Consider the following 26,006-nt stretch of genomic DNA (forward strand, 5'->3'; position numbering starts at 1 on the left):
CAGCAGCATGTTCCGTCCGAAGACAGCAGGCTCTCCAAAAATCCTGTCGGAAATTCTTACAGCTCCCGCCGCGGTCTTACAGCGCTTTCCGCAGGTCCTTGATTTAAAAAGGGTGTTTCCCTGGCACTAAAATTGCATAGTGTTGGTTACATCAACTTTTTAAGGATTGGTATGTTCGGCCTCAAATTTGTATTGAGCCTTGCTCTGGCAGCGTGTCACCTCAGCGCCCAGGCGTCCCTTATTCAGCCAGACGAATACAGCGATGGTACACGCACTTGGCTGAAGCTGTCCGAGACTGCCGGCATCAACATGAATGCGTTCATGGCCGGCGCAGGAGGGTGGAACAGCAAGTATCGCCTCGCATCAAGCCAGGAGATCGGCAGTTTGCTCGACGGTTTTGGAATTGCTGTTGGAGATAGCGATTGGAGGGTCAACAACCGTCCCGCGAGCAGCTTCATCTTTGAACTTGGCGGCACCGCACCGAACGGCTTTAGTGCAGGAACCTGGTTCAGCAATGGTGATCAAGGTGCGATCGGTGTGGGTATCGGTTGGCATGTCTCGGCAACGATCCGAGAAGAATCGAGTGTTCCCAGCCCTGACTGCCCGGCCTATTTTACTTGCGCGCGCACTTTCGCCACCAACGCTCCTCAGCCGTCGGGGCTGACCGATGCGGCAACTGGGCTGTTCCTGATTCGCAACGACAGCATGCAGACAGTTCCGGAACCCACCAGCCTGGCTCTGATAGGACTGGCCGGAGGCCTACTCGCATGCCAGCGCCGCACGCGGCAAAAATCGAGCTCCCCAGTAACCGAGCAGGCATAAAAAAACAGCCCCGGCACGATAGATTTCTATCATGCCGGGGCTGTTCACTTAGCCAGCTCACACTGGAACTCAATCATTCTATTGGTCGGGGCGAGAGGATTCGAACCTCCGACCCCGTGCACCCCATGCACGTACGCTACCAGGCTGCGCTACGCCCCGACTAGCTTGAAATTATATCAGAGCTCCTCGGGAATGCTCGAATTTTTGTTATGGATTTGCAATGGCCGCTTGCGCTGGCGCAGGCGCTGCGCAAGTTGCCGTGGCGGCCACGCGGTCATGCGGCGTCACGCGCCAGCCGCCGTAGCCGCCCTACTTCCAATCCCCCCGCAGCGCCAGTACCTGCTCCTGCAAATGCTCGGGAGAGGCGGCCTGCGGCGCCACCGGCTCGCCCACCACCAGCGCCAGCTTCGAGCGGATGCCGCGCGCGAACGAGCGTTCGAACAGATTCGATGGATCGCGGGTAAACACGCTGCCCCACAGACCGCGTAGCGCCATCGGGATCACCGGCACCTTGCTGCGCTCCACGATCCGGGCGATTCCGCCGCGAAATGCGTTGATCTCGCCGGTATCGGTCAGCTTGCCTTCCGGGAAAATGCAAACCAGCTCGCCCTCGTGCAGGGCCTCGGCGATGTCGATGAAGGCGCGCTCCATCAGGAAGGGGTCTTCCTTGCTCGACGCGATCGGGATCGCCTTGGCGGCGCGGAAGATCCAGCCGAGGAAAGGCGTCTTGAAGATGCGGTGGTCCATCACGAAGCGGATCGGGCGCGGGCTGGCGGCGCCGATCACCAGGGCATCGACATAGGACACGTGGTTGCACACCAGCACCGCCGCGCCCTGCTCGGGGATGCGGTGGGCATCGACGGTCCGCACCCGGTAGCCGGTATGGATCAGCATCCAGGCCAGGAAGCGCATCAAGAATTCCGGCACCAGCGAGAAGATATAAACCGCCACGCAGGCATTGAGCAAGGCCGTGACAAGGAACATTTCGGGAATGGTAAAGCCCTGGCTCAGCAGCGCGATGGCTACGCCGGCCGCCGCCACCATGAAGAGCGCATTCAGGATGTTCATGCCTGCAATAGTTCGAGAAATATGTTTCGGGTCGCAACGGGTCTGGATAAGCGCGAACAGCGGCACGATGTAGAAGCCGCCGAAAACGCCGATCAACATCAGGTCGAGCAGGATGCGCCACATGCCAGGCAAGGCAACCAGGGCAAAAGCGTCGACCGTGACGGCATTGCTCACACCCAGGCTGGCGAAATACAGGTCGATGCCGAACACCGACAGGCCAATCGAGCCGAAAGGCACCAGGCCAATCTCGACTTTGTGGCCAGAAAGCTTTTCGCACAGCAGCGAGCCGGCGCCAATGCCGAGCGAAAACACCGTCAGCAGCAGCACGAACACGCTATGGTCGCCATACAGGACATCCTTGGCATATACCGGGAATTGCGACAGCAACAGCGCCCCATAGAACCAGAACCAGGAATTGCCCAGCATTGACAAGAATACAGTGCGGTTCTGCCTAGAGAAGGCCAGGTTGCGAACCGATTCCGCGAATGGGTTGCGGCTGATCCTCAGCTCCGGCGCCGGAGCCGGAGAAGGCGGAATGCGCCAGCTCGCCAGCAGGCCGAGCACGGCGAAAAACAGCGTGCCGCCCGCGACCAGTTCGATGCCCCAGGGCTTGTAGGCCACCAGCAGGGCGCCGGCGACCTCGCCCAGCAAGATGCCGACAAAGGTGCCCATTTCGATAACGCCATTGCCGCCGACCAGCTCGTCGGGTTTCAACTGCTGCGGCAGATAGGCATATTTCACCGGCCCGAACAGGGTCGAGTGCAGGCCCATGCCAGCCACCGCCGCGATCAGCAGCCACAGCGTCTGGGTCATCCAGCCGATACCGGCGATGAGCATGATCACGATTTCCAGCACTTTGACGAACCTTGCCAGGCGCGCCTTGTCGAACTTGTCGGCAATCTGCCCGGCGGTTGCCGAAAACAGCACGAAGGGCAGGATGAACAGGCCAGGGATCAGGTTGTTCAGCAGCGAGGGGCTGATCGTGGTCCAGCTCAGCGCGTCATAGGTCAGCACGACCAGCAGCGCGGTCTTGAACAGATTGTCGTTGAAGGCGCCCAGGAACTGGGTCCAGAAAAAGGGGCCGAAACGGCGCTGCGTCAGCAGGGAAAACTGGCTCGATTGGCTCATGCGGTGGGTTCGTTGAACACGGAAAGACGTAATCTACAGTACACCGCAACAGTCAGGCTGAGCTTGTTGCATTCTGTCAGACATGGCGCCCCGGATACCACCCAAAGTCGCGGCTGGCGCTACGGGCGCGACAATAGGCATGGACTGCGTCGGTCTGCAAGCGACGCCGCCCTCCCAGCGCGGGCATCGAGGCGGCAATTGAAGCGTCTCAAGCCGGAGCGTACGCGCCCGGATGCTGCAGCGCAGCGCAGGTAGAATCCGCGGATGACTTCCACCGACTTCCTCCTTCGCTACGCCAGCGTGACCACCGCGCTGTTCGACCACATCGAGCACGACATGCAGGCCCTGGCCTGCGCGTTCATCGACGACGATGAAGCTTCCGCCTTGCCCTTCCAGGGGGTGATGACGGGGTACCGCCTGCCGCCCATGAACCTGCCACTGAACTGAGTCGACGCTAGGGCGCCGCTCGGTTTAACTGAGCGACTCGAGCCGGATGCGGGTGACCTTGCCGATCACGGCCGGCAAGGCCTCGATCTTGGCAATCGCCGCGTCGATATTTTTCTCGCGCGTCTGGTGGGTCAGCATGATGATGTCGAGGTTGACCTGGTTGCCCGGCTCTTTTTGCAGCATGGCGTCGATCGAGATGCCGCCGTCGGCCAGGATCCGGGTCAGGTCGGCCATCACGCCGAGCTGGTCTTTCACATACACGCGCAGGTAGTAGCTGGTCGTGATCTCGGCCATCGGCACGATCGCGACGTCGGTCATCTGGTTCGGCTGGAAGGCAAGATGCGGCACGCGGCAATACGGATCGACCGTGGCCAGGCGGGTCACGTCGACCAGGTCGGCAATGACGCTCGACGCGGTCGGTTCGGCTCCCGCACCCTTGCCGTAATACAGCGAAGCGCCGACTGCATCGGCCTGCACCAGCACCGCATTCATCGCGCCCTCGACATTGGCAATCAGGCGCGCGCTCGGGATCAGGGTCGGATGCACGCGCAACTCGATGCCCTCGCCAACCTGTCCGTCGACACTTTCGGTTCGGGTACGACGCGTAATACCCAGCAATTTGATGCGGTAGCCCAATTGTTCGGCATAGCGGATATCGACTGCCTGCAACTGGCTGATGCCTTCGATATACGCCTTGTCGAACTGCACCGGAATGCCGAAGGCAATCGCGGACATCAGGGTCAGCTTGTGCGCGGCGTCCACGCCTTCGATGTCGAAGGTCGGATCGGCTTCGGCATAGCCGAGTTCTTGAGCCTGCTTCAGAACGGTAGCAAAATCCAGTCCCTTGTCGCGCATTTCCGACAGGATAAAATTGGTGGTGCCATTGATGATGCCGGCCACCGATTCGATGCGGTTCGCGCTCAGGCCTTCGCGCAAGGCCTTGATAATTGGCACGCCGCCGGCGACAGCCGCCTCGAAGGCCACCATCACACCCTTTTCCTGGGCCGCCGCGAAGATCTCGTTGCCATGCAGTGCCAGCAGTGCCTTGTTGGCGGTGACCACATGCTTGCCATTGGCAATGGCTTGCAGCACCAGTTCACGCGGCAGTTCGACGCCGCCGATCAGCTCGACCACGATATCGATGCCGGGGTCATTCACCACCGTGAACAGGTCGTTCACGATGTCCACCTGGCCGCCGGTCAGCGCCCTCGCCCGCTCGGTATTGCGCGCCGCCACCATCACAATGTCGATGCCGCGGCCGGCGCGGCGACGGATGTCTTCCTGGTTGCGTTGCAGGACGTTGAAGGTGCCGGCACCAACGGTGCCGATGCCCAGGAGGCCAACTCGGATGGGTTTCATATGGGTTTCTTTTCTCTCAGGGTCAGGCCGGTGGGCTAACGCCCATGGCGCCGCCGGTAGCCGTCGAGGAAGCGCGCGATGCGTCCGCAGGCGTCGGTCAGGTCGTCGGAATTGGGCAGGAACACCAGCCGGAAATGGTCCGGGGCGATCCAGTTAAAGCCGGTGCCTTGCACCAGCAGCACTTTTTCCTCGGAAAGCAATTCGCAGATGAATTGCTGGTCGTCCGCGATCGGGTACATCTTCGGATCGAGGCGGGGGAACATGTACAGCGCCGCTTTTGGCTTGACGCAAGACACACCCGGAATATCGGTAAGCAGCTTGTGGGCGAGGTCGCGCTGCTTCAGCAGGCGTCCTCCAGGGCCGACCAGGTCGGCAATGCTCTGGTAGCCGCCGAGCGCGGTCTGGATCGCGTATTGTCCCGGCGCGTTGGCGCACAAGCGCATCGAGGCCAGCATGTTCAGGCCTTCGATATAGTCTTTCGCATGGCGCTTCTCGCCCGATACCACCATCCAGCCGGCGCGGTAGCCGCAGGAACGGTAGTTCTTGGAAAGGCCGTTGAGCGTCACGAACAGCACGTCGTCGGCCAGCGCGGCCATCGACAGGTGTTCTTCGCCGTCGTACAGGGTCTTGTCGTAGATTTCGTCGGCGTACACGATCAGCTGGTGCTGGCGTGCCAGCTCGATTATTTCCAGCAAGATTTCGCGCGGATACAGGGCGCCGGTCGGGTTATTCGGATTGATGACGACGATCGCGCGGGTATTGGGCGTGATCTTGCGCCGCATGTCGTCGATATCCGGCAGCCAGCCGGCGCCTTCGTCGCACATATAGTGCACCGGGGCGCCGCCAGCCAGGCTGACCGCCGCGGTCCATAGCGGGTAATCGGGCGCCGGCACCAGCACCTGGTCACCGGTATTGAGCAGGCCCTGCATCGCCATGACGATCAGTTCCGAAGCGCCATTACCCAGGTAAATGTCGTCGACACCGACGCCAGCGATGTTCTTTCCCTGGGTATAGTGCATGACGGCCTTGCGCGGCGCGAACATACCCTTGGAGTCGGTATAACCCGCCGCGCCGTGCATGTTGCGGATCATGTCGTGCACGATCTCGTCGGGAGGATCGAAGCCGAATACGGCGAGGTTGCCGATATTGAGCTTGATAATTTTTTGGCCGTCGTCTTCCATCTGGCGGGCCTGTTCCAGGGCCGGACCACGAATTTCGTAGCAGACGTCGTCCAGCTTGTTGGATTTCAGAATCGGTCGCAAAATATCCCCTGGCTTGGTCGAGTATGCGCTTGCTTTGTTGCAGTGCGAAAAATACCATTCTGCCGAAAGCGCAGGATTTAAGCAACCTCGCCTCTACGGGTACAATAAACAGCCCGGGGCACGCCTTTTTTGCCACTACATTATTTCTCGACACGATGAAACTTCATTCCGACGACACCCAGCAATACCAGACCGTCACCGGCTACGACGCCAGTGGGGTCGAGATCAATGCCAAGCGTTTCGACTACAGCTTGATCGTCATGCCCGAAGTGCCGCCGCGCGCCTGGGAAGTGGCGCATTTCGACGACCTGGCGGCCGAACATTTCGAACGCATCGCCGCCGATACGCCGGACGTGGTCGTGCTCGGCACCGGCGAGCGCCAGCGCTTCGTGCACCCGCGCCTGACCGCCAGCCTGTCTGCCAAGCGCATCGGCGTCGAATGCATGGATAGCCACGCGGCCTGCCGCACTTACAACATCCTGATGGGCGAAGGCCGCAAGGTCACGCTGGCCCTGATCATCGACAGCGCCGCCGGCGCCTGAGGCCGGCTTCTCGCTCGCCGGCAGCGGGGTGTGATGTTTCGGTTTGTGAAATAATTCTAGTTTGCATCTTGATTAAATGAAAACCCGCCCCATCTCGCGGGTTATCACCCTGGCGCACTGTTCGCCGACTGTTGGCGCCAGGGACCCGACGGCGTTTGCCGCCATGACACCAGGAGACCCCCGTGGCCGAGAGCCCAACCGCCGCCCCCGTCGAAAATTTTTCCGCCTCCATGACAAGCGGCCTTACCTTCGAGCTCGCCGGCCGTCCGGCGCGGTATACCGTGCTGTACTTTTATCCCAAAGATAATACGCCAGGCTGCACTACCGAGAGCATCGCATTTCGCGAAGCCTATCCCGAATTCCAGGCACTCGGCGCCGAGATCTACGGCATCAGCCGCGACTCGCTGCGCTCGCACGAGGGTTTCAAAGGCAAGCTTGGGCTTCCCTTCGAACTCATCTCCGACCCGGACGAACTGGTCTGCCAGCAGTTCGGCGTCATGAAGATGAAAAATATGTATGGGAAACAAGTGCGCGGGGTCGAGCGCAGTACGTTTATCATTGACGCTCGCGGCCGATTGGTGAAAGAATGGCGTGGCGTGAAAGTCAACGACCACGTGACCGAAGTGCTGGAATTTTTGAAGAGCCAGCCCTGAAAAACGGATGGCTCCAGTGTTTAACTTTGCTGGATGCCTGCCGCCTATTTTGAGTCAAACCGAATTCATTCCGAATCATTCATCCGAATCATTCACCCGCACCGTTTCCTTCGGCTGCATGCCGGACCGGCATCCTCCGGCTGCACCCTGTACCTCTGCACTTCCCCCAGAGCATCGATCCCGTTCAGCGGCGCGCCCAGTGCTGCGCCCGTACGGCTTTCCAGAATATTTTTAGATTGAGAACCTGATGCCACTGCCAAAAATGCCTACCAAGCCAGCGACCATGCTGCTGGCCAAGGATTACCCAAAAGCCGAAACCGGCAAGTCGCCCGTGCGCCCTGTGTCCGCCAAGGCCGATGCCGACCTCGACGACCTGATCAGCGGCCAGGCCGTCCCGACAGCGAAAGCGTCCAAGGCGCGCAAGGCCAAGGCCAGCGCCGACGCGTCCTCGCTCCTGGCCCCCGCCGCCGCCAACGATACCGGCGCTTCCCGCTGGCCTGAACCGGCTGCCGCGCCCGTCGGGGCATCTGCCCCGGCGCCCCTGGCCGATGCGGCCCTGGCCAAGGGTCCGTCGCGCAAGTCGAAGGATGGCGCGATCGCGCCGATGCCGGCCTCGCGCCTGCGCGAGATCGATGCCGACCAGCCGCACCCGGCCAAGCACAAGCCGGTCGAAGTCACCGTCAAGTCGTCCACCAGCCGCAAGGCCGACCGCAGCGGCAAGACCAAGGTCTTCGTGCTCGACACCAACGTCTTGATGCATGACCCAAGCTCGCTGTTCCGATTCGAAGAGCACGACGTCTATCTGCCAATGATGACGCTCGAGGAACTCGACAATCATAAGAAAGGTATGTCGGAAGTCGCGCGCAATGCCCGCCAGGTGTCGCGCACGCTGGACGCCCTGATCGCCAACATCGACGACGACGCGATCGAAGCTGGCATCCCGCTGGCCAAGCTGGGCAACAAGGATGCCAAGGGCCGCCTGTTCTTCCAGACCAAGCTGGACGCCGCGCCGCTGCCCGAAGGCCTGCCTTCGGGTAAAGCCGACAACCAGATCCTGGGTGTGGTCCGTGCACTCGAAGACCAGATGGGCGGCCGCGCCATCGTGCTGGTGTCGAAAGACATCAACATGCGCATCAAGGCACGCGCGCTCGGCCTGCCGGCAGAAGACTACTTCAACGACCATGTGCTGGAAGACACCGACTTGCTGTATTCGGGCATCGTCCAGCTGCCGGACGATTTCTGGAACAAGCACGGCAAGGACATGGAGTCGTGGCAGGAAAACAAGAACGGCAACTCGGCCACCTTCTACCGCATGACCGGCCCCTTGATTCCGACGCTCCTGGTGAATCAGTTCGTGTTCATGGAACCGAAGAACGGCGAAGCGCCCTTCTATGGCCAGGTCAAGCAGATCACCGGCAAGACCGCCGTGTTCCAGACCCTGCGCGACTATAGCCACACCAAGAACAATGTGTGGGGCATCACGGCGCGCAACCGCGAGCAGAATTTCGCGCTGAACCTGCTCATGAACCCGGAATGCGACTTCGTCAGCCTGCTCGGCCAGGCCGGTACCGGCAAGACCCTGCTGGCGCTGGCCGCCGGCCTGGCGCAGGTGCTGGAAACCAAGCAGTACAACGAGATCATTGTCACCCGCGTCACGGTGCCGGTGGGCGAGGACATCGGCTTCCTGCCGGGCACCGAAGAAGAAAAGATGTCGCCATGGATGGGCGCCTTCGACGACAACCTCGAGGTGCTGATGAAGGGCGATGGCGATGCCGGCGACTGGGGCCGCGCGGCAACCCAGGACCTGATCCGTTCGCGGATCAAGATCAAGTCGCTGAACTTCATGCGTGGCCGCACCTTCGTGAACAAGTTCCTCATCATCGACGAGGCACAGAACCTGACGCCAAAGCAATTGAAGACCCTGGTTACGCGCGCCGGTCCGGGCACCAAGATCCTGTGCCTGGGTAATATCGCCCAGATCGACACGCCTTACCTCACCGAAGGCTCGAGCGGCCTGACCTATGTGGTCGACCGTTTCAAGGGCTGGAGCCACGGTGGCCACGTCACCCTGGCGCGCGGCGAACGCTCGCGCCTGGCAGACCACGCCAGCGAAGTGCTGTAGGTCTTGCCCGCTGCGCCTGCTGCTGCCAGGCAGGTGAAGTCTCGAAACGCTCGCCGCAAGGCGGGCGTTTTTCCATTCCAGCCCCTATTCACTCTGCATGAACCAGCTCTTGCCGCTCTTCCTGTTGAAACTCCTGCTGATCCCGACCCTGATCGCCCTCGTCACGCTGGCCGCACGCCATTGGGGCCCCGCGCGGGCCGGCTGGCTGTCGGCTTTTCCCATCGTCTCCGGGCCGATTTTGCTGGTTATCACGTTGGAACAGGGCGCGCAATTTGCCGCGCTTGCTGCCGCCAACACCCTGCTGGCCGTGCTGGCGATCCTCGTCTTCAGTGTCGCCTACGCACGCGCGGCGCGGCGCGGCATGCCGCGGGCAATGGCGGCGGCCGTGCTTGCCTACGCGCTCGCCATCCTGTTCCTGCAATCGGTTTCATTGTCCTTGTGGACCGGTGTTGGCGCCGTGCTGGCGGCACTGCTGGTCGCACCCTTCCTGTTCGGCCCGGCGCCGCCGGCGGCGGGCGCCGGCAAGCCGGCCAAGGACCTGCTCTGGCGCATGCTGGCCGGCGCCATCCTGTGCCTGGGCGTGAGCTATGCCGCGGCCGGTCTCGGCCCGCGACTGAGCGGCCTGTTCGCGATGTTCCCCGTCATGAGCACGGTGCTGGTCGGCTTTTCGCACCGCGCCAACGGGCCGGGGTTCGCCGTCGCGCTGCTGCGCGGCATGGTCATTGGCTACTATGCCTTCGCCGTGTTCTGCCTGGTATTGTCGCTGCTCTTGCCATCGTACCCGGTCGCCCTTGCCTTTACCGCCGCGACCTGCGCCGCGCTGGCCGTGCAGTTGGCCGGTCCGCTGGTAAGGCGCCGCTGGCGCTGGCCGCGGCCGGCAAGCTGATGGATTTGCTCATGACACAATCCGCGTTACTTTCGGACCGAGACCCGTGTAGACAATCGCAAAGGCGCTGTACCCGTTAGCTATGGATGAGCGTTGAACTGCTGAGCTGAACTGCTGAGCTATTTGGCGGTCCAACCCCGGTCGATCCCGATACGGAGTGGTGAATGAAATCGCCCCGGTTTGCCAAGCTGTTTGCCCAGCTTCCCATGCTCAACCAGGCCCAGCGGCTGCAGATGCTCGATGCCCTGCATCCAGCAGCCGGCCTCGACCGGGTGATCGCCCTGATCGGGCAGATCCGTTCGGCAGGGCGGCGCTGTCCGCAGTGCAGCTGCCAGCGCTACCACCGGCACGGCCAGGCCAACGACCTGCAACGCTTTCGCTGCTGCCAGTGCCGACGCACCTTTAATGACCTGAGTGGCACGCCGCTGGCGCGGCTCAGGCTGCGCGGCAAGTGGCTCGACTACCTCGGCGCCGTGCTCGATTCCCGGCCGGTGCGCGACGCCGCCAAGCGGGTGGGCGTCCATCGCAACACGGCGTTTCGTTGGCGCCATCGCTTCCTGGACCGGGTCAAGCATGACCGGCCAGCGCAGCTCGGCGGCATCGTCGAGGCCGACGAAATGTTTTTGCTTGAATCGCAAAAAGGATCGCGCACACTCGATCGCCCGCCGCGCAAGCGAGGCGGCCGGGCCGGTCTGCCTGGTATCTCGCACCACCTCGACTGCATCCTGGTCGCACGCGACCGCAGTGGACAGACCATCGACGCCGTTACCGGACGCGGCGCGCTTAAAGTGACCCAACTGGTGCAGCACCTGTTGCCGAAACTGGCCCCGCAAGCGCTTCTGGTCACCGATTCGCATGCTGCCTACCGTGCTTTTGCCCGCCAGTGGGGCATTGCCCACCAGGCGGTCAACCTGCGCTCCGGCGAGCGGGTCCGGTTCAGTGTGGGCGGCGCGATCCATGTTCAAAATGTTAATGCTTACCACCGGCGCTTGCGCCAATGGCTGGCGCGGTTCCACGGGGTTGCCTCACGCTGGCTGCCCAACTACCTCGGCTGGCATTGGGCACTTGATGGCGGGCGGGTCATTTCCGTCGAGCACTTGCTGCGCATTGCATTCGGAGTCATCCATAGCCAACGGTGACAGCGCCACCGCAGAATGTGGACTGTTCGCCACTCAAACTCGCTATCATTGCCGTGGTTCACCGAAAAATGACGGCGTCGTCCGGCTGGGAGTACTCATGAAATTCCGCTTCTGGGGAGTGCGCGGCTCGATACCGTCCCCGGGCCCTCGTACCGCGCGCTATGGCGGCAATACCACCTGCATCGAGGTACGCACCGATGACGGCACCCTGATCATCCTCGACGGCGGTACCGGCCTGTTTCCGCTGGCCCAGCACCTGCTGGCCCAGCCGCGCCAACCGGTCAACGCCAACATCTTCATCACCCACAGCCACTGGGACCACATTCACGGCCTGCCCTTCTTCACGCCGCTGTTCATCAAGGGCAGCCGGGTGCGGCTGCATGGCGCCTACGACGAGCTCCAGCAAAAAGGCATCGAGCACGTGATGGGGGTCCAGCTCCAGAACAGCTATTTCCCGGTCAGCGAAACCCAGATGGCCGCCACCATCGACTACCATACGCTCGACATCGGCGTGCCGATCGCGGTCGGCGACGCGCTGGTCGACAACGTGGTCATGAACCATCCTGTGACCAACCTCGGCTACCGCATCAGCTGCGGCGGTCGCGCGCTGTTCTTCACTGGCGACCACGAACCCTGGCACAACCCGTATTTGCCTGGCGAGAGCGCGTTCGACGCGGCCGCCAGGCACCTGCGTGTACGCGAACAGGCAATCGATGCCGCAATGGCCGGCGTGGACGCGCTGATCGTCGACTGTTCTTACACCCGCGAGGAATATCCGGCGCGCGCCGGCTGGGGCCACGGCACCTTCGACGCCGCGATCGAGATGGCGTTGCGGGTCGGGGCGCGCGCCCTGTACTGCACCCACCACGAACCGACCCGCAGCGACGACGAGCTCGAAGCGGTGTTCGCCGCCGTGATGGCGCGCCACCGCGACCGCCTGGGCAGCCTGCAGGTACACCTGGCCTTCGAAGGCCTTGACGTCAGGCTGTAATCAGCCGCACTAGCGGCTGGCGCAAGGGACCAAAACCGACAGGCCGCCACGCAGTCTTACACGGCCTTGCAGACCCGGTTGCGTCCGGCCGCCTTGGCCGCGTACAGGGCCTGGTCCGAACTGGCGATCAGGTCGGCTGGCGTGTGCTCGGGCGCTGGCACCAGCGAGGCCACCCCGATCGAGATCGTCACCACGCCCGCCTGCGTGCACGGGTGTGCGAGCGCCAGCTCGGCCAGGCTCGCGCGGCAAGCTTCGGCCAGCTGCAGCGCACCGTCCAGGTCGGTCTCGGGCAGCACGATCGCGAACTCCTCGCCGCCATAGCGCGCCGCCAGGTCGGCCGGACGCTTGAGCTGCGCGGTTAACACTGCGGCCACTTTTTTCAGGCACAGGTCACCAGCTTGATGGCCTAACTCATCGTTGTAGAGCTTGAAGCTGTCGACATCGCACAACAGCATCGACAGCGGCTGCTTGGTGCGCTGGCCGCGCTGCCATTCGCGCTGCACGGTCTCGTCAAAGGCGCGGCGGTTACCGATGCCGGTCAGTCCGTCCAGGGCCGCCAGCTTTTGCAGCTGGACGTTGGCATCGGCCAGTTTTTGCTGGCTCTCGCGCAGGAAACGGAAGGCTTCGTCGCGTTCGAGCCGGCTGATATAGGCGGCCGAATGGTAGCGGATCCGCGCCAGCAGCTCGACCGGATCGGGCAGCTTGACCAGATAATCGTTGGCGCCGACCGCGAAGCTGTGCGCCTTGAGCTTCGGATCTTCTTTGGCCGAGAGCACGATCACCGGCACCGTTCGCAGCGCCGCGTCGGTGCGGAACTGGCGGATCACATCGAAGCCATCGGTCCCCGGCATCACCAGGTCTTGCAGAATCACGGTCGGGCCCAGCGCGGCGGCCGCCGCATGGGCCTTGGCGGCATCGGTCACGAAATGAAATTCGATATCTGCCTGGCCGATGAGCATGCGCCGCACCGCCTCGACGATGATGAGTTGGTCATCCACCAGCAACACCCTGACCCGGCGGGGGGTGGAATCGGGAATGCTGGCGTTGCTGGGAAGTAGATCGGACATGTAAACGGGATAATAAGTGAATATGCGCGCGGTGTAGGCCGAGCAATTAGTAACGAATTCTATCCCGGATCGCTGGTCCAATTTTGCTGAGAGGAAAAATATCCATTGCCGCATTGATTTCTGCCGCCGCCCGTGGCATGCCGTACACAGCGCTGCTGGCCTGATCCTGTGCCATTGTGACATGCCCGGCCTGGCGCATGGCGAGCAGGCCGGCGGCGCCGTCGCGGCCCATACCGGTTAGCAAGACCCCGGTAGCGCTGCCAGCCCAGTGCGCCGCAACGCACTTGAAAAATACATCCACCGAGGGGCGGAACGGATCGTCGAGCGGCTCGGCCCGGTAATGGAAGCGCTGGCCGGCGCTGAGCGTCAGGTGGTCGTTCGACTGCGCCACCTGGACCACCCCGCCCTGCACGGTGTCATTCTCGGCCACCACCCGCACCGGCATGCTGAGCTGTTCGTTGAGCCAGCGCGCGAAATGGCTGGCAAAACTCGCATCGATGTGCTGCACCACCACGATCGCGGTGTCGGGCGGCGCCTGCCAGCCAGCCAGGATGGCAGCGATCGCCATCGGGCCGCCGGTCGAGGCGCCAATTGCCAGCAGGTGCCTGACCTGTCCGGCGGCGCCTGGCGCGCTGCGCAGCGCGCCAGGCGCCGCCGGGTGGGCGCGGTCGAACCGAATCAGCTTGCCGATGGTCTTGATCTTGGCCAGCAGCGCGCGCGCGCCATCGCCGTCGCCGGCCAGCACCGGGGTCGCGGTCACGTCGAGCGCTCCCGCGCCGAGCGCGCGGAACACCAAACCGACGTTGTCCTGCGGATGGCCGGTCACCAGCAAGATGGCACAGGGCGCCTCGTGCATGATACGGCGGGTTGCCTCCACGCCGTCGAGTTCGGGCATGTTCAGGTCCATCAGCACCAGGTCCGGGTGGTCGTCGCGACACAGGCGCACCGCCTCCAGGCCAGTGCGCGCGATCCAGGCCACCTGGTGCTCGTTACCGGCAGTGACGGCCCGGCGCAAGGCTTCCGCCGCCAGCATCACGTCATTGGCAATACCGATCCTCATGGCGTGGCCGGGCCGATCAGGTCGAACACCGCGTCGAGCAGCGTGGTGTCATGGAAGCTGCCCTTGGCCAGGTAGTAATCTGCGCCCACGTCCATGCCGCGCGCGCGATCTTCCGGCCGGTCCTTGTACGAGACGATCATCACCGGCAGCGCCTGCACGCGCGCATCCCGGCGCACCATTGCGACCAGCTCGATACCGTCCATGCGCGGCATGTCGATGTCGGTGACCAACAGGTCGTAGTCGCCGGCGCGCAGCATGTTCCAGCCGTCCATGCCGTCGACCGCCGTATCGACCCGGTAGCCGCGCGCAGCCAGCAGCTTGCGCTGCATCTCGCGCACCGTCAGCGAATCGTCCACGACCAGGATGCGGCGCACCGCAACGGCACCATCGGCTGCGCCGTCGCCCTGGTGCAGCGGATGATGCAGCGTGCCGGTAGAGAGCAGCTTGTCGATCGACAGCAGCAGGTCCGGCACATCGAGCAGCAGCACCGGTGAGCCGTCGTCGAGCAGCGCGCCGGCGGCGATGTTGCGCAGTTTGCCAAACAGCGGATCGAGCGACTGCACGGTCAGGCTTTGCTCGCCCGCGATGGCGTCCACCACCAGCGCGTAACGCGCCGCCCCGGTGCCGAGCACCACCACCGCCAGCTCGGCGGCCGGCGCCGGCACGCCCAGTTCGAGCACCTGGGACGCGGCCACCAGGCCGTAGTGCGCGCCGTCGAGTTCGAAGAACTGCTTGTTTTCCAGCGTATGCACCGCATCCTGCGCCACCCGCAGCACCCGCTCCACCTTGGCGATCGGCAGCGCGTAGGCTTCGCCCTGTACCTGCACCACCAGCGCGCGCACGATCGATTGCGTAAGCGGCAGCGTGATGGCGGTCCGAAAGCTTAGGCCAGGCCGGCTCTCGACGCGCACGCTGCCGTTATGCTCGCGCACCACCTGCTGAACCACATCGAGGCCGACGCCGCGGCCCGAGATTTCGGTCACGGACTCTTTCAGGCTAAAGCCCGGCAAGAACAAGAATTCCATCAATTCCGCCTGCGACAGCGCCGCGGCCATGGCCGGGCTGCCCAACCCGCGCCCGACCACCGCCTGGCGCACGCGTTCGGGATCGATGCCGCGGCCGTCGTCGCTGATCTCGATTGCCAGCATGCCGCCGCGGTGGCGCGCCGCAATCCGGATCGTGCCCAGCGGCGGTTTGCCGGCTGCGCTGCGCTCGGCCGGGGCCTCCATGCCATGGTCGAGCGCATTGCGCAGTAAATGGTTGAGCGGACTTTCGATACGGGCCAGGATCGCCCGGTCGACCGGAATGTCGCTGCCTTCGATCAGGAGCTGAACCTGCTTGCCGAGCTTGCGCGCCAGGTCGCGCACCATGCGCGGGAAGGCATGCACGCCTTCGCTGAACGGGCACATGCGCAGCGCCAGCACCTGGTCCACCAGCCGGGACGATACCAGCACCGCGCGCCGCTCATGGGTTTCGGCATCGGCCATGTGCTGCTGCAGCCACGGCTTGAGCGGCTGGGCGCGCGCCAGCACCACGGCGGCTTGCTCGAGCAGGCGCGCGTCGCCACTGGCGGCAATCGCCTCGTGTAGCTGCGCCAACGACTGCAGCATCGCCGCCTGCTGGCGCTTGAAGCGCTGCAGCGAGGTGTTGAAGGCTTCCATCTTGTGGGCATTGACCCGGGTTTCGCTCGCCAGCGCCAGGAGCAGGTCGGCGCCGGAGCCGGCGCCGGCTCCGGTTGGGGCAGCGGCAGCCGCCACGGCCGCTGCCCCTGGTTCGGCATCTGGTGCCGCCACCGGCGCGGCCTCGGGTGCCGGCTCGCCTGCGGGCAGGCGCGGCGCGGGCGCAGCCAGCGTGCCCAGCGTGCGCATCGCGGCCACCGCGGCATCGATCCGGGGCCGCTGCGCGAGCTTCCAGTCGTCCAGCGCCGCTTCGCTCAGGCGCGCCACTTGTGCGATCAGGTCGACCCCGCCGAGCAAGACGTCGATGCCGGCAGGGCCCAGCTCCAGTGCCCCCGCCTGGGCAGCAGTGAAGGCGTCTTCCATCGCATGCGCGAGCTCGACCACCACCTCGAGCCCGACGATGGCGGCAGCGCCCTTGATCGAGTGCGCCGCGCGCATCAGCCCTTCGAGCACGGCGGCCTCGCCGGCGCCGCTTTCGAGCCGCAGCAAGCCCTCGGTCAGGTGGCGTACCTGGCCACCAGCCTCGAGCCGGAACAGGTCGAGCAGCGAATACTGGCTCAGGTCTTGCGGATCGTGGCTCATCGCAGCAACCCCGCGCAGTGGTGCGCCAGCACTTCCGGATCGAGCACCCCGACCAGCAGGCTGTCGTGCTCCAGCACGCCCGCCAGATGGCGTTGCAGGCCCTTGTTGATGGTCGCGGCCGGCCCGGCCAGGCGGGCACTGGCGTAACGCACCACGCCTTTGAGTTCGGCCGCCGGCAGCGCGCATAGCTGTCCCGCGCAATCGAGTATCAGCAGCCGCGCGAACACATGGCGCCCGCCAACCGCTGCTGCCTGGTGCTCATCGATGCCGAGCATCTCCGCCAACGACAGCGCCGGCAGCAGGCGCCCGCCCACGTTCACGATGCCCAGCAAGGCGCCACCGCTGCGGTGCGGCACCCGGTGCACCGCAGCGGCCGGCGCCACCGATGCCACCATGCCCGACGCCACCGCCAGCCATTCGGCGCCGATCCGGAATACCACCGCCGAGGCGTCCGGCGGCTCGGCCTCGGTGCGCGGCTGGCGCAGCTCGGCGGCCCAATCGGCGCGATAAATCTCGTCCACCGGGCGCGCGAGGATGCGGCGCGCTCCCGCTTCGTGCACCGGGCAATGCCGGCAATGCACGTGTTCGGCCAGCTCGGCGCAACTCAGGTCGCCCCTGACCCCGATCGTGCTCCAGCAATCGGCGGGCGCAATCGCGACCGTCTGCGCGGTTGCCTTGCTCAATGCTTTCGTGACCTGCTCGCTCATGCGCTCCCTCCATCGGCCTGACGCCGCCCGTAGATGCGCGCGGCACGCTCCTGGAATGCGTCGGCGCTACGCGTGTCGCCGCTGGCCCGGGTCAGCAAGGCCAGGTGGCACAGCGCTTCGTAATGATCTGGCTGCAGATAGACACAGCGGCGCCAGTAAGCGACTGCCTCGGCCGGCTGCTGGCGGCATTCGCTCACCAGTCCGAGCACGAAGTAGGCGCCGGCCGAGGCTGGGTCGCGCGCCAGCAAGGCATGGCAAAGCGCGGCGGCACCCTCGTAGTCGCCCCCGTCGGCGCGGCGCCGCGCCTGCGCCAGGTCGTCAAGCGCCGGCGCCGCCGCTCCAGGGCGCGCAGCCGGGGTTGGCGCGCGCGCCGGTGCCGGGCGCACCGCCTGCGCGCGGCGCAAGGCCGGCACCGGACGCACCGGATCGGGCGTTTCCTTCTCGAGCGCGAATGCCCCCGGGATGCGCAAAGCCGCGAAGCCATGCCTGCACAGCGCAGGCACCTCGGCATAGCCAGTGAACAGCAAGCCGTCGTCGGCCAGCAGGCTGCGCAAGACCGCAGCCGCGGCGTGCGCGGCTGGATCGTCGAAATAGATCAGCAGGTTGCGGCAGAATACGATGTCGTACTGCCCTCCCAGGCTGGCCGCGTCGAGCGCGAACAGATTGCCTTGCCGAAAGCCGATCCGGGACCGCATCGCGTCGCACAACTGGTAGCCACCGTCCCGGACGCTGAAATACCGGTCGCGGAAGGCCAACTCGGTGCCGCGAAACGCGTTGCGCGTATAGTGCCCGGTCAGCGCGCGCGCAATCGACTGGTGCGACAGGTCGATTGCGTCGATGCGCACCGATGCCGCCTCCACCCCTGCCATGTCGAGCGCCATGGCCATTGAGTACGGCTCTTCGCCGCCTGCGCAGGGAAGCGAAAGGATGCGTAGGGTCCGCGCCGGCTGCACGGCCAGCCGGCGTTGCACGAAATCGGTGGCAGCACGAAAGGCGCCGGCATCGCGAAACAGCCACGATTCGGGCACCACCACCAGCTCGGTCAAGGCATTGAGCTCGCCCACGCCCAACGCGCGCAGGTAGGCGCGGCTGTCGCTCACGCCGAGCTGGGCCATCCGTTCGCGCATGGCGCGCTCGGCTTCGGCCTCGCTGAGGTTCAGGCCGGTGGCATGCTGCAGCAGGCGGCGCGGACTCATGTCGCGTCCGGCGGAAACAGCGTGGCGCGTACCTCGGCTGGCAGCAGCTGTCCGACTTCGACCAGCTGCAGCATGGCCGCGCCATCGGCCGTGCCATCGGCCGTGCCATCGGCCGTGCCATCGGCCGCGCCATCGGCCGCAACCCGGCCCAGGAAAGCAGCGGCGCGCACGCCGGATTCGAACAACTCGCCAGGCGCGATCTGCCGCACCCCGAGGACGTGCTCGAGCAGCAGGCCGAGGGCGCGCACGCTGCCGTCGGCGGCGGCGTAGTCGGCCACCACGATACGGGTATCGAAACGCGCCACTGACACACCGAGGCCCGCCAGCTGTGCCAGGTCGATCACCGGCACCGGCCTGCCATGCAGGTCGAGCAGGCCCGCCACGTAAGACGGCGCCAGCGGCAGCGTCGTGAGCGCGGCCACCGGCAGTACCTGCCTGAGCCCCGCCAGCGGCAAGCCATAGCGTTGCGCGCCAATGTGGAAGACCAGCACTTTCATCGGTAGCGTCAGCTGTTGACCGAGAAGGTAGCGACCGACGACTGCAGGTCTCCGGCCGCATACTGCAGCTGGCGCACCGCTTCGCTGGTCGCCTTGAGCGAGTCGACCGTCTGCTGCGTAGCGTCGCTCAGTTGCAGCATGGTCTCCGAAATCTGCGAGGCGCCGACCGCCTGCGACTGCATCCCTTCCAGCACCAGGTCGAACTGCGGCGTGAGCTTCTGAACGTGGCCCATGACCGTCGTGAGCTGCTCGGCCACCTGGCGTACCTCGCCCACGCTGCGCCGGATCTCTTCAGAAAACTTGTCCATGCCCATGACGCTGGCCGAGACTGCCGACTGCATTTCCTTGACCATCTGTTCGATATCCCAGGTCGAGACCGAGGTCTGGTCGGCAAGGCGGCGAATTTCGGTAGCCACCACCGAGAAGCCGCGGCCGGCGTCGCCCGCCTTTTCGGCCTCGATTGCGGCATTGAGCGACAGGATGTTGGTCTGGTCGGCAACCTTGGTGATCGTGACCAGCACGCTGTTGATGTTGCTGGTCTTTTCCGACAGCGCCGCCAGCTTGGCGTTGATCGAATCGCTCGCCTCGACCATGTATTGCATGGTTGCGTCCATGCGCTTGAGGTTGCCCTGAGCATCGGAAGTGGCGCGGGTGGTGAAGTCGGCCACTTCCGTGGCCTGTTCCATGGTGCGCAGGAGCTGGGTGGTATTGGCCGAGATCTCGCGCGTCGTCGACAGGATCTCGATGCTGGTCTGCGCCTGTTCGATGCCGGTGGCTTCCTGCTGCTTCGACGAAGCGGCAATCTCGGTGGCCGAAGTAGTGACCTGGATCCCGGCCTTTTGCACGTTGTTGAGGTGACTGCGCAGGTTGTCGAACATGGTCGCCAGGCCCTGGCCCAGCTGGCCGATGGCGTCCTGCCCCTTGATCGTCACCTTGCCATTGAGGTTGCCGGCGGCAGCTAGCGAGACCACGGCCAGCAGCGAGTCGACCTTGGCGCGCAAGTCGTCGGTCGCTGCCTGCTCCTTGGCCTGACCGTCCTGGATGGCTTGCGCCATGCGGTTGAGCTCGACCGCGACCCTGCCCAGTTCGTCGCTCGAGCCCACGTAGGCGCGCGCCGACTGGTCGCCGGCAGCAATCTTGCCCAGCGTACGGTTCAGGCTGTGGAGCGGCGCCAGCAGGGCGCGAATCAGCAGCCAGCCGATCAACGCAGCTAGGGCAATGGTAGCGCCGCCGCCGACCGTGAGCAGCAGCGTCATGTTTTCCTGCAGCGTTGCCGACAGCTGCGAGCGGACCCCCATCAGCCGATTTTCCTCGGCGGCGATGTCGGCGATCTGCTGGCGGATCGAGGCCATCGTGCGGGCACCATTGAGTACGGCTGCCTCGATGGCGGCCGTGTCGCCGCGCCCGGCGCCGTTGTCCTGGCTGCGGCGCAAGCTGATCTGCGGCAGGATTACCTGTGCCATCCATCCATCGAGCGTCGTCGCCAGCTGGCGCATGCGATCTTGCTGGAGCGGATTGTCCTGCGTCAGCCGCGTGGCCGTCGCCAGGTGCAGCTTGGCCTGTGCGTAATCGGCATTGAGCGGCGCGATCAGGGCCTCGTTGCCGGTCAACAGGAAACCGCGTACAGCGCTTTGCACCTCCAGCACCGAGGTGCCGATATTGTTGGACGCGGCCAGCACCTCGAGCGTATGGCGATCCCACCGATTGGCGTCGGCCAGCTTCTGCGAATTGTCGTACGCCAGCGCCAGCAGGAACAGCAAGATGGCCACGATGGCTGCCAGGCCGAGTGTCAGTTTGGTCTTGATGCTCAAATTGCTAATCATGGAAACTCCAGCGCGATAGGACCGTGACTGTAGCATTTCTGCGGCGCTGAAAACATCAGTAGTACCGAAACGCAACAGTATTTCCGCCAAAGAAAAACCCGGCAGTGCCGGGTTTTTGTCAAGCGATCAAGACCTTACATGATCTTGGTACCGATCCACCATGCCACCGCCGCCATGAAGGCCGACGCCGGGATGGTGACCACCCAGGCCATGACGATATTGCCGGCCAGGCCCCAGCGCACGGCCGAGGCCTTCTGCGAGGCGCCCACGCCGACGATCGCGCCGGTGATGGTGTGGGTGGTCGAGACCGGAATACCGAAGAAGCTTGCCATCAGCAGCGTCATCGCGCCCCCGGTTTCGGCGCAGAAGCCGCCCACCGGTTTGAGCTTGGTGATCTTCTGCCCCATGGTCTTGACGATACGCCAGCCGCCAAACAGCGTGCCGAAGGCAATCGCCGCGTAGCACGAGATAATGACCCACATCGGTGGCAGCGCATCGGTCGGGCTGGTGACACCGGCTGCGATCAGCAGCATCCAGATGATGCCCATGGTTTTTTGCGCGTCGTTGCCGCCGTGGCCGAGCGAGTAGCCGGCCGCCGACACCAGCTGCAGGCGGCGGAACCAGACGTCGACCTTGCGCGGCGTCGACTTCACGAAGATCCACGACACCGCCAGCATGATGGTCGAACCGAGCACGAAGCCGAGCAGCGGCGCCACCACGATGAAGGCAACGGTCTTGAGCAGGCCAGCCGCGATCAGCGCGCCGGTGCCCGACTTGGCCACCGCGGCGCCCACCAGGCCGCCGATCAGTGCGTGCGAGGACGAAGACGGAATGCCGTAGTACCAGGTGATCACGTTCCAGGTAATCGCCCCGACCAGGGCTCCGAAAATGACGTAATGGTCGACGATCTGCGGATCGATGGTGCCCTTGCCTATGGTCTGCGCCACCTTCATGCTCACCACGAAGATCGCGATGAAGTTAAAGAATGCCGCCATGGCAACCGCATTTTGCGGCTTGAGCACGCCGGTCGAGACCACGGTGGCGATCGAGTTCGCCGAATCGTGGAAGCCATTCATGAAGTCGAACACCAGGGCCAGGACCACCAGAAAGCCCAGCACCCAGATGCTGATATTGAGAGTTTCCATAATTATTCTTGTTCGGCGGATGCGTTACGCATTCTCGACGATGATGCCTTCGATGATGTTGGCGACATCTTCGCAACGGTCGGTGACGGTTTCGAGAATCTCGTAGATCGCCTTCATCTTGATCAGATTGCGCACGTCCGGCTCGTCGCGGAACAGCTTCGACATGGCGGCGCGCATCACGTGGTCGGCGTCGGATTCGAAACGGTCGATTTCTTCGCAGATCGCGACGATCTTCTGGGCGTTGCCCATGTCGTGCAGCAGGCCGACGGCTTCCTGCACCTTCAGGCAGCAAGACAGGCACAGCTCGGCCAGGCGCTTGGCTTCAGGCGTTACCGATTTGAGGTCGTACAGCGACACGGTCTGGGCGCCGTCTTCCATCATGTCGAGGATATCGTCCATGCGGGTGATCAGCTTGTGGATGTCGTCGCGGTCGATCGGCGTGATAAAGGTCTTGTGCAGCATGTCGACGCAGGCGTAGGTGATGGCGTCGGCCTGTTTTTCGATGCTTTCCACGGCGTGGGTGCGGATTTCAAGGTCGTCGAAATTGGTCATCAGGCCAACCATCTCCTGCGCGCCCTTCACGCACAGCGCGGCGTGCTGGTTGAACAGGTCAAAGAACTTCCCCTCCTGGGGCATCAGGCGTCCGAACATGGTTTTTCTCCGTTTTAGATCTCTTGGGACTGCAAGGGTGCGCCGCGCGTGCGCGGCGTGACAGCGCGTCGATATCGGCTTAATCGCCCTGGTACACGGCGAGGTTACCGCTGTAGTTGCCGAACTTGGTGTACTGGCCGATCCAGGTCAGGCGAATCGCCCCGATCGGACCGTTACGCTGTTTGCCGATGATGATTTCGGCGGTGCCTTTATCGGGCGAGTCGGGGTTGTAGACCTCGTCGCGGTACAAGAAGATGATCACGTCCGCATCTTGTTCGATCGCGCCCGATTCGCGCAGGTCGGACATTACCGGCCGCTTGTTGGGGCGTTGTTCGAGCGAGCGGTTCAGCTGCGACAGCGCGATCACGGGGCAATGCAATTCCTTGGCCAGGCCCTTGAGCGAACGCGAGATCTCGGAAATCTCGGCGGTGCGGTTGTCGCCCGGCTGGCTACCCTGCATCAGCTGCAGGTAGTCGACGATAATCAGGCCGAGCTTGCCGCACTGGCGGGCCAGGCGGCGCGCGCGCGCGCGCATCTCGATCGGGTTCAGCGCCGGCGTCTCGTCGATGTACAGCTGGGCGTCGTTCATCTTCTGGATCGCATGCGTCAGGCGCGGCCAGTCTTCGTCGTTGAGGCGGCCGGTACGCAGGCGGTGCTGGTCGAGCATGCCGACCGAGCCGAGCATACGCATGGCCAGCTGGGTGCCGCCCATTTCCATCGAGAACACCGCCACCGGCAGGCCTGCCTCGATGGCGACGTTCTCGCCGATATTGATCGAGAACGCAGTCTTGCCCATCGATGGGCGGCCGGCAACGATCACCAGGTCGCCCGGCTGCAGGCCCGAGGTCATGCGGTCGAGGTCGATGAAGCCGGTCGGCACGCCGGTAATTTCGCCCTGGTTTTCGCGCGAATACAGTTCGTCGATGCGTTCGACCACTTGCGTGAGCAGCGGCTGGATCGGGTTCCAGCCCTGCTGGCCGCGGGCGCCGGTTTCGGCGATCGCGAAAATCTTCGACTCGGCTTCGTCAAGCATCTGCTTGACTTCCTTGCCCTGCGGGTTAAAGGCATTGCCCGAGATTTCGTCGGCGACGGTAATGAGCTTGCGCAGGATGCCGCGGTCGCGCACGATCTCGGCATAGCGGCGGATATTGGCTGCCGAGGGCGTGTTCTGCGCCATGGCGTTCAGGTACTGCAGGCCGCCGACGTCGTCGGCCTTGCCCAGCGAGACCATGGCCTCGTAGACCGTGATCACGTCGGCCGGCTTGCCGCCATTGATCAGGCGGACCATCTGTTCGAAGATGATGCGATGGTCGTAGCGGTAGAAATCGTCCGCGTGCATGAAGTCGGCGATACGGTCCCAGGCGGCATTGTCGCGCAGGAGCCCGCCAATCACGGACTGTTCGGCTTCGATGGAATGCGGGGGGATGCGCAGCGAATCGACTTGCGGATCGGGAGGGGAATTCATGGCGGGCATTATACCTTTTCCGGTCAAGCCGCTGACATAATTGGGTAGATTCTGGCAATAAAAAAGGCGCTGTCACCGTTGGCTATGGATGAGTCCACAAGCGATGCGTAGCAAGTGCTCGACGGAAGTGACCCGCCCGCCATCAAGTGCCCAGTGCCAGCCCAGGTAATTTGGCAGCCAACGCGAGGCAACCCCGTGGAACCGCGCCAGCCATTGGCGCAAGCGCCGGTGGTAGGCGTTCACGTTCTGGACATGGATCGCGTTCCGGACCCGCTCGCCGGAGCGCAGATTGACTGCCTGGTGGGCAATACCCCGCTGACGGGCAAACGCACGGTAGGCGGCGTGCGAATCGGTGACCAGAAGCGCTTGCGGGGCCAGCCTCGGCAACAGGTGCAGCACCAGTTGGGCTACCTTCAGCGCGCCACGGCCGGTAACGGCATCGATGGTCTGTCCACTGCGGTCACGCGCGACCAGGATGCAATCGAGGTGGCGTGAAGTACCGGGCAGGCTGGCCCGGCCGCCTCGCTTGCGCGGCGGGCGATCGAGTGTGCGTGAGCCTTTCTGCGATTCCAGCAAAAACATTTCGTCGGCTTCGACGATGCCGACGAGCTGCGCTGGCCGGTCATGCTTGACCCGGTTCAGGAAGCGATGGCGCCAACGAAACGCCGTGTTGCGGTGGACGCCAACCCGCTTGGCGGCGTCGCGCACCGCCCGGGAATCGAGCAGGGCGCCGAGGTAGTCGAGCCACTTGCCGCGCAGCCTGAGCCGCGCCAGCGGCGTGCCGGACAGGTCGTTAAATGTGCGCCGGCACTGGCAGCAGCGAAAACGCTGCAGGTCGTTGGCCTGGCCGTGGCGGTGGTAGCGCTGGCAGCCGCATTCAGGACAGCGCCGCCCTGCGGAACGGATCTGCCCAATCAGGGCGACTGCCCGGTCTAGGCCGGCTGCGGGATGCGGGGCATCGAGCACCTGCTGCCGCTGGACCTGGTTGAGCATGGGAAGCTGGGCAAACAGCTTGGCAAACCGGGGCGCTTTCATCTACCACTCCCTATCGAGATCGACAGGGGTTGGACCGCAATTTTGCTCAGCAGTTCAGCTCAGCAGTTCAGTGCTCATCCATAGCTAACGGGTACAGCGCCATAAAAAAAGCCAGGCGAACCCGGCTTTTTTATTGCATCAGTGGCTGACACCCTCCCCCAAGGCAAGCGATACTCCGCCGCCACGGGAGGGGAAACGTCAGGCGCTTAAGCGGCTTCGCCGACGACGGCGATGGTGATTTCCGTGACGACGTCGGTGTGCAGTGCGACTGCAACCGGGAACTCGCCCGTGGTCTTGAGTGGGCCGGTCGGCATGCGGACCTGCGACTTCTCGACTGCGAAGCCTTGCTTGCTCAGCGCTTCAGCGATGTCGAAGTTGGTGACCGAACCGAACAGACGGCCGTCGACGCCGGCCTTCTGGCCGATGGTGACGGTCATGCCGCTGAGCTTGTCGCCTTGCGCCTGGGCAGCCGACAGCTTTTCAGCTGCTGCTTTTTCCAGTTCGGCGCGCTTGACTTCGAACTCGGCAACAGCCGACGACGTCGCACGGCGGGCCATCTTTTGCGGGATCAGGAAGTTACGTGCGTAACCGTCCTTGACCTTGACCACGTCGCCCAGGTTGCCGACGTTAACAACTTTTTCCAAAAGGATCACTTGCATATTTTTCTCCAGGATATTCTG

General features: G+C 64.0%; 23 protein-coding genes and 1 tRNA gene. 8 read left to right on the forward strand and 16 right to left on the reverse strand.

Annotation, left to right across the window (positions count from 1 at the left end):
• Positions 1-171: 171 nt before the first annotated feature.
• Positions 172-822 (forward strand): PEP-CTERM sorting domain-containing protein, encoded by a 651-nt coding sequence (locus tag NRS07_RS14285; protein WP_259208042.1) that lies wholly within the window; start codon positions 172-174, stop codon positions 820-822.
• A gap of 82 nt (positions 823-904) precedes the next feature.
• On the opposite strand, the gene NRS07_RS14290 is transcribed toward NRS07_RS14285, so the two are convergent.
• A tRNA-Pro gene (locus tag NRS07_RS14290) sits at positions 905-981 on the reverse strand.
• A gap of 150 nt (positions 982-1,131) precedes the next feature.
• A complete protein-coding gene (locus NRS07_RS14295) occupies positions 1,132-3,018 on the reverse strand; it encodes an MFS transporter (RefSeq protein ID WP_259208043.1) in 1,887 nt (628 codons plus the stop codon).
• Between the two features lie 264 nt (positions 3,019-3,282).
• Between NRS07_RS14295 and NRS07_RS14300 the strand changes: the two genes are divergently transcribed.
• Complete coding sequence (locus NRS07_RS14300) at positions 3,283-3,465, forward strand: hypothetical protein (RefSeq protein ID WP_259208044.1); 183 nt, start codon at positions 3,283-3,285, stop codon at positions 3,463-3,465.
• Between the two features lie 24 nt (positions 3,466-3,489).
• Here NRS07_RS14300 and NRS07_RS14305 read toward each other — a convergent pair whose 3' ends face one another.
• On the reverse strand, positions 3,490-4,824 hold the full coding sequence (locus NRS07_RS14305; protein ID WP_259208045.1) for a homoserine dehydrogenase: 1,335 nt from the start codon (positions 4,822-4,824) through the stop codon (positions 3,490-3,492).
• Between the two features lie 35 nt (positions 4,825-4,859).
• Positions 4,860-6,086: a pyridoxal phosphate-dependent aminotransferase gene (locus NRS07_RS14310; RefSeq protein WP_259208046.1), complete on the reverse strand. Its 1,227-nt coding sequence runs from the start codon at positions 6,084-6,086 to the stop codon at positions 4,860-4,862.
• A gap of 155 nt (positions 6,087-6,241) precedes the next feature.
• Between NRS07_RS14310 and NRS07_RS14315 the strand changes: the two genes are divergently transcribed.
• The 6 genes from NRS07_RS14315 to NRS07_RS14340 all read left to right on the forward strand — a co-directional run bounded on the left by NRS07_RS14315 (position 6,242) and on the right by NRS07_RS14340 (position 12,419).
• Complete coding sequence (locus NRS07_RS14315) at positions 6,242-6,628, forward strand: Mth938-like domain-containing protein (RefSeq protein WP_259208047.1); 387 nt, start codon at positions 6,242-6,244, stop codon at positions 6,626-6,628.
• Between the two features lie 182 nt (positions 6,629-6,810).
• Entirely contained in the window at positions 6,811-7,281 is a 471-nt protein-coding gene (locus tag NRS07_RS14320; protein ID WP_259208048.1) for a peroxiredoxin, read from the forward strand.
• Between the two features lie 247 nt (positions 7,282-7,528).
• Positions 7,529-9,403, forward strand: coding sequence for a PhoH family protein (locus NRS07_RS14325; protein WP_259208050.1), 1,875 nt, complete (start codon positions 7,529-7,531; stop codon positions 9,401-9,403).
• Between the two features lie 97 nt (positions 9,404-9,500).
• Complete coding sequence (locus NRS07_RS14330; protein ID WP_259208051.1) at positions 9,501-10,289, forward strand: hypothetical protein; 789 nt, start codon at positions 9,501-9,503, stop codon at positions 10,287-10,289.
• A 164-nt stretch (positions 10,290-10,453) separates the two neighbouring features.
• On the forward strand, positions 10,454-11,428 hold the full coding sequence (locus NRS07_RS14335; protein ID WP_259208053.1) for an IS1595 family transposase: 975 nt from the start codon (positions 10,454-10,456) through the stop codon (positions 11,426-11,428).
• 97 nt (positions 11,429-11,525) lie between these two features.
• A complete protein-coding gene (locus NRS07_RS14340; protein WP_259208054.1) occupies positions 11,526-12,419 on the forward strand; it encodes an MBL fold metallo-hydrolase in 894 nt (297 codons plus the stop codon).
• A 56-nt stretch (positions 12,420-12,475) separates the two neighbouring features.
• On the opposite strand, the gene NRS07_RS14345 is transcribed toward NRS07_RS14340, so the two are convergent.
• The 12 genes from NRS07_RS14345 to rplI form a co-directional block, all read right to left on the reverse strand.
• Positions 12,476-13,417 (reverse strand): diguanylate cyclase, encoded by a 942-nt coding sequence (locus NRS07_RS14345; protein WP_307729897.1) that lies wholly within the window; start codon positions 13,415-13,417, stop codon positions 12,476-12,478.
• A 115-nt stretch (positions 13,418-13,532) separates the two neighbouring features.
• Positions 13,533-14,546 (reverse strand): chemotaxis-specific protein-glutamate methyltransferase CheB, encoded by a 1,014-nt coding sequence (gene cheB, locus NRS07_RS14350; RefSeq protein WP_259208061.1) that lies wholly within the window; start codon positions 14,544-14,546, stop codon positions 13,533-13,535.
• On the reverse strand, positions 14,543-16,807 hold the full coding sequence (locus NRS07_RS14355; RefSeq protein WP_259208062.1) for a hybrid sensor histidine kinase/response regulator: 2,265 nt from the start codon (positions 16,805-16,807) through the stop codon (positions 14,543-14,545). Before NRS07_RS14355 ends, cheB begins: the two co-directional genes overlap by 4 nt.
• A complete protein-coding gene (locus NRS07_RS14360) occupies positions 16,804-17,514 on the reverse strand; it encodes a chemotaxis protein CheW (RefSeq protein ID WP_259208064.1) in 711 nt (236 codons plus the stop codon). Before NRS07_RS14360 ends, NRS07_RS14355 begins: the two co-directional genes overlap by 4 nt.
• A complete protein-coding gene (locus NRS07_RS14365) occupies positions 17,511-18,710 on the reverse strand; it encodes a protein-glutamate O-methyltransferase CheR (protein ID WP_259208066.1) in 1,200 nt (399 codons plus the stop codon). The genes NRS07_RS14360 and NRS07_RS14365 overlap by 4 nt, the downstream gene beginning before the upstream one ends.
• Entirely contained in the window at positions 18,707-19,207 is a 501-nt protein-coding gene (locus tag NRS07_RS14370) for a chemotaxis protein CheW (RefSeq protein WP_259208067.1), read from the reverse strand. Before NRS07_RS14370 ends, NRS07_RS14365 begins: the two co-directional genes overlap by 4 nt.
• A gap of 8 nt (positions 19,208-19,215) precedes the next feature.
• Positions 19,216-21,030: a methyl-accepting chemotaxis protein gene (locus NRS07_RS14375; RefSeq protein WP_259208068.1), complete on the reverse strand. Its 1,815-nt coding sequence runs from the start codon at positions 21,028-21,030 to the stop codon at positions 19,216-19,218.
• A gap of 134 nt (positions 21,031-21,164) precedes the next feature.
• The gene (locus NRS07_RS14380; protein WP_259208069.1) at positions 21,165-22,175 is read right to left on the reverse strand and encodes an inorganic phosphate transporter; all 1,011 of its coding nucleotides are present in this window, start codon (positions 22,173-22,175) and stop codon (positions 21,165-21,167) included.
• Between the two features lie 24 nt (positions 22,176-22,199).
• Complete coding sequence (locus NRS07_RS14385) at positions 22,200-22,826, reverse strand: DUF47 domain-containing protein (RefSeq protein ID WP_259208070.1); 627 nt, start codon at positions 22,824-22,826, stop codon at positions 22,200-22,202.
• A 79-nt stretch (positions 22,827-22,905) separates the two neighbouring features.
• Entirely contained in the window at positions 22,906-24,291 is a 1,386-nt protein-coding gene (locus NRS07_RS14390) for a replicative DNA helicase (RefSeq protein WP_259208072.1), read from the reverse strand.
• A gap of 72 nt (positions 24,292-24,363) precedes the next feature.
• On the reverse strand, positions 24,364-25,326 hold the full coding sequence (locus tag NRS07_RS14395) for an IS1595 family transposase (protein WP_259208074.1): 963 nt from the start codon (positions 25,324-25,326) through the stop codon (positions 24,364-24,366).
• Positions 25,327-25,532: 206 nt separating this feature from the next.
• The gene (gene rplI / locus NRS07_RS14400; RefSeq protein ID WP_259208076.1) at positions 25,533-25,985 is read right to left on the reverse strand and encodes a 50S ribosomal protein L9; all 453 of its coding nucleotides are present in this window, start codon (positions 25,983-25,985) and stop codon (positions 25,533-25,535) included.
• Positions 25,986-26,006: the final 21 nt, after the last annotated feature.

Source organism: Massilia sp. H6, assembly GCF_024802625.1.
Lineage (GTDB): Bacteria > Pseudomonadota > Gammaproteobacteria > Burkholderiales > Burkholderiaceae_D > Telluria.

Excerpts from the sequence above, each read along its gene's own strand:
- NRS07_RS14285 (WP_259208042.1), top strand. The coding sequence starts at position 172 with ATGTTCGGCCTCAAATTTGTATTGAGCCTTGCTCTGGCAGCGTGTCAC.
- cheB (WP_259208061.1), bottom strand. The coding sequence starts at position 14,546 with ATGAGGATCGGTATTGCCAATGACGTGATGCTGGCGGCGGAAGCCTTG.
- NRS07_RS14335 (WP_259208053.1), top strand. The coding sequence starts at position 10,454 with ATGAAATCGCCCCGGTTTGCCAAGCTGTTTGCCCAGCTTCCCATGCTC.
- NRS07_RS14360 (WP_259208064.1), bottom strand. The coding sequence starts at position 17,514 with ATGAGCGAGCAGGTCACGAAAGCATTGAGCAAGGCAACCGCGCAGACG.
- NRS07_RS14385 (WP_259208070.1), bottom strand. The coding sequence starts at position 22,826 with ATGTTCGGACGCCTGATGCCCCAGGAGGGGAAGTTCTTTGACCTGTTC.
- NRS07_RS14380 (WP_259208069.1), bottom strand. The coding sequence starts at position 22,175 with ATGGAAACTCTCAATATCAGCATCTGGGTGCTGGGCTTTCTGGTGGTC.
- NRS07_RS14325 (WP_259208050.1), top strand. The coding sequence starts at position 7,529 with ATGCCACTGCCAAAAATGCCTACCAAGCCAGCGACCATGCTGCTGGCC.
- NRS07_RS14305 (WP_259208045.1), bottom strand. The coding sequence starts at position 4,824 with ATGAAACCCATCCGAGTTGGCCTCCTGGGCATCGGCACCGTTGGTGCC.
- NRS07_RS14340 (WP_259208054.1), top strand. The coding sequence starts at position 11,526 with ATGAAATTCCGCTTCTGGGGAGTGCGCGGCTCGATACCGTCCCCGGGC.
- NRS07_RS14365 (WP_259208066.1), bottom strand. The coding sequence starts at position 18,710 with ATGAGTCCGCGCCGCCTGCTGCAGCATGCCACCGGCCTGAACCTCAGC.
- NRS07_RS14315 (WP_259208047.1), top strand. The coding sequence starts at position 6,242 with ATGAAACTTCATTCCGACGACACCCAGCAATACCAGACCGTCACCGGC.
- NRS07_RS14355 (WP_259208062.1), bottom strand. The coding sequence starts at position 16,807 with ATGAGCCACGATCCGCAAGACCTGAGCCAGTATTCGCTGCTCGACCTG.
- NRS07_RS14375 (WP_259208068.1), bottom strand. The coding sequence starts at position 21,030 with ATGATTAGCAATTTGAGCATCAAGACCAAACTGACACTCGGCCTGGCA.
- NRS07_RS14390 (WP_259208072.1), bottom strand. The coding sequence starts at position 24,291 with ATGAATTCCCCTCCCGATCCGCAAGTCGATTCGCTGCGCATCCCCCCG.
- NRS07_RS14300 (WP_259208044.1), top strand. The coding sequence starts at position 3,283 with ATGACTTCCACCGACTTCCTCCTTCGCTACGCCAGCGTGACCACCGCG.
- rplI (WP_259208076.1), bottom strand. The coding sequence starts at position 25,985 with ATGCAAGTGATCCTTTTGGAAAAAGTTGTTAACGTCGGCAACCTGGGC.
- NRS07_RS14330 (WP_259208051.1), top strand. The coding sequence starts at position 9,501 with ATGAACCAGCTCTTGCCGCTCTTCCTGTTGAAACTCCTGCTGATCCCG.
- NRS07_RS14370 (WP_259208067.1), bottom strand. The coding sequence starts at position 19,207 with ATGAAAGTGCTGGTCTTCCACATTGGCGCGCAACGCTATGGCTTGCCG.
- NRS07_RS14395 (WP_259208074.1), bottom strand. The coding sequence starts at position 25,326 with ATGAAAGCGCCCCGGTTTGCCAAGCTGTTTGCCCAGCTTCCCATGCTC.
- NRS07_RS14295 (WP_259208043.1), bottom strand. The coding sequence starts at position 3,018 with ATGAGCCAATCGAGCCAGTTTTCCCTGCTGACGCAGCGCCGTTTCGGC.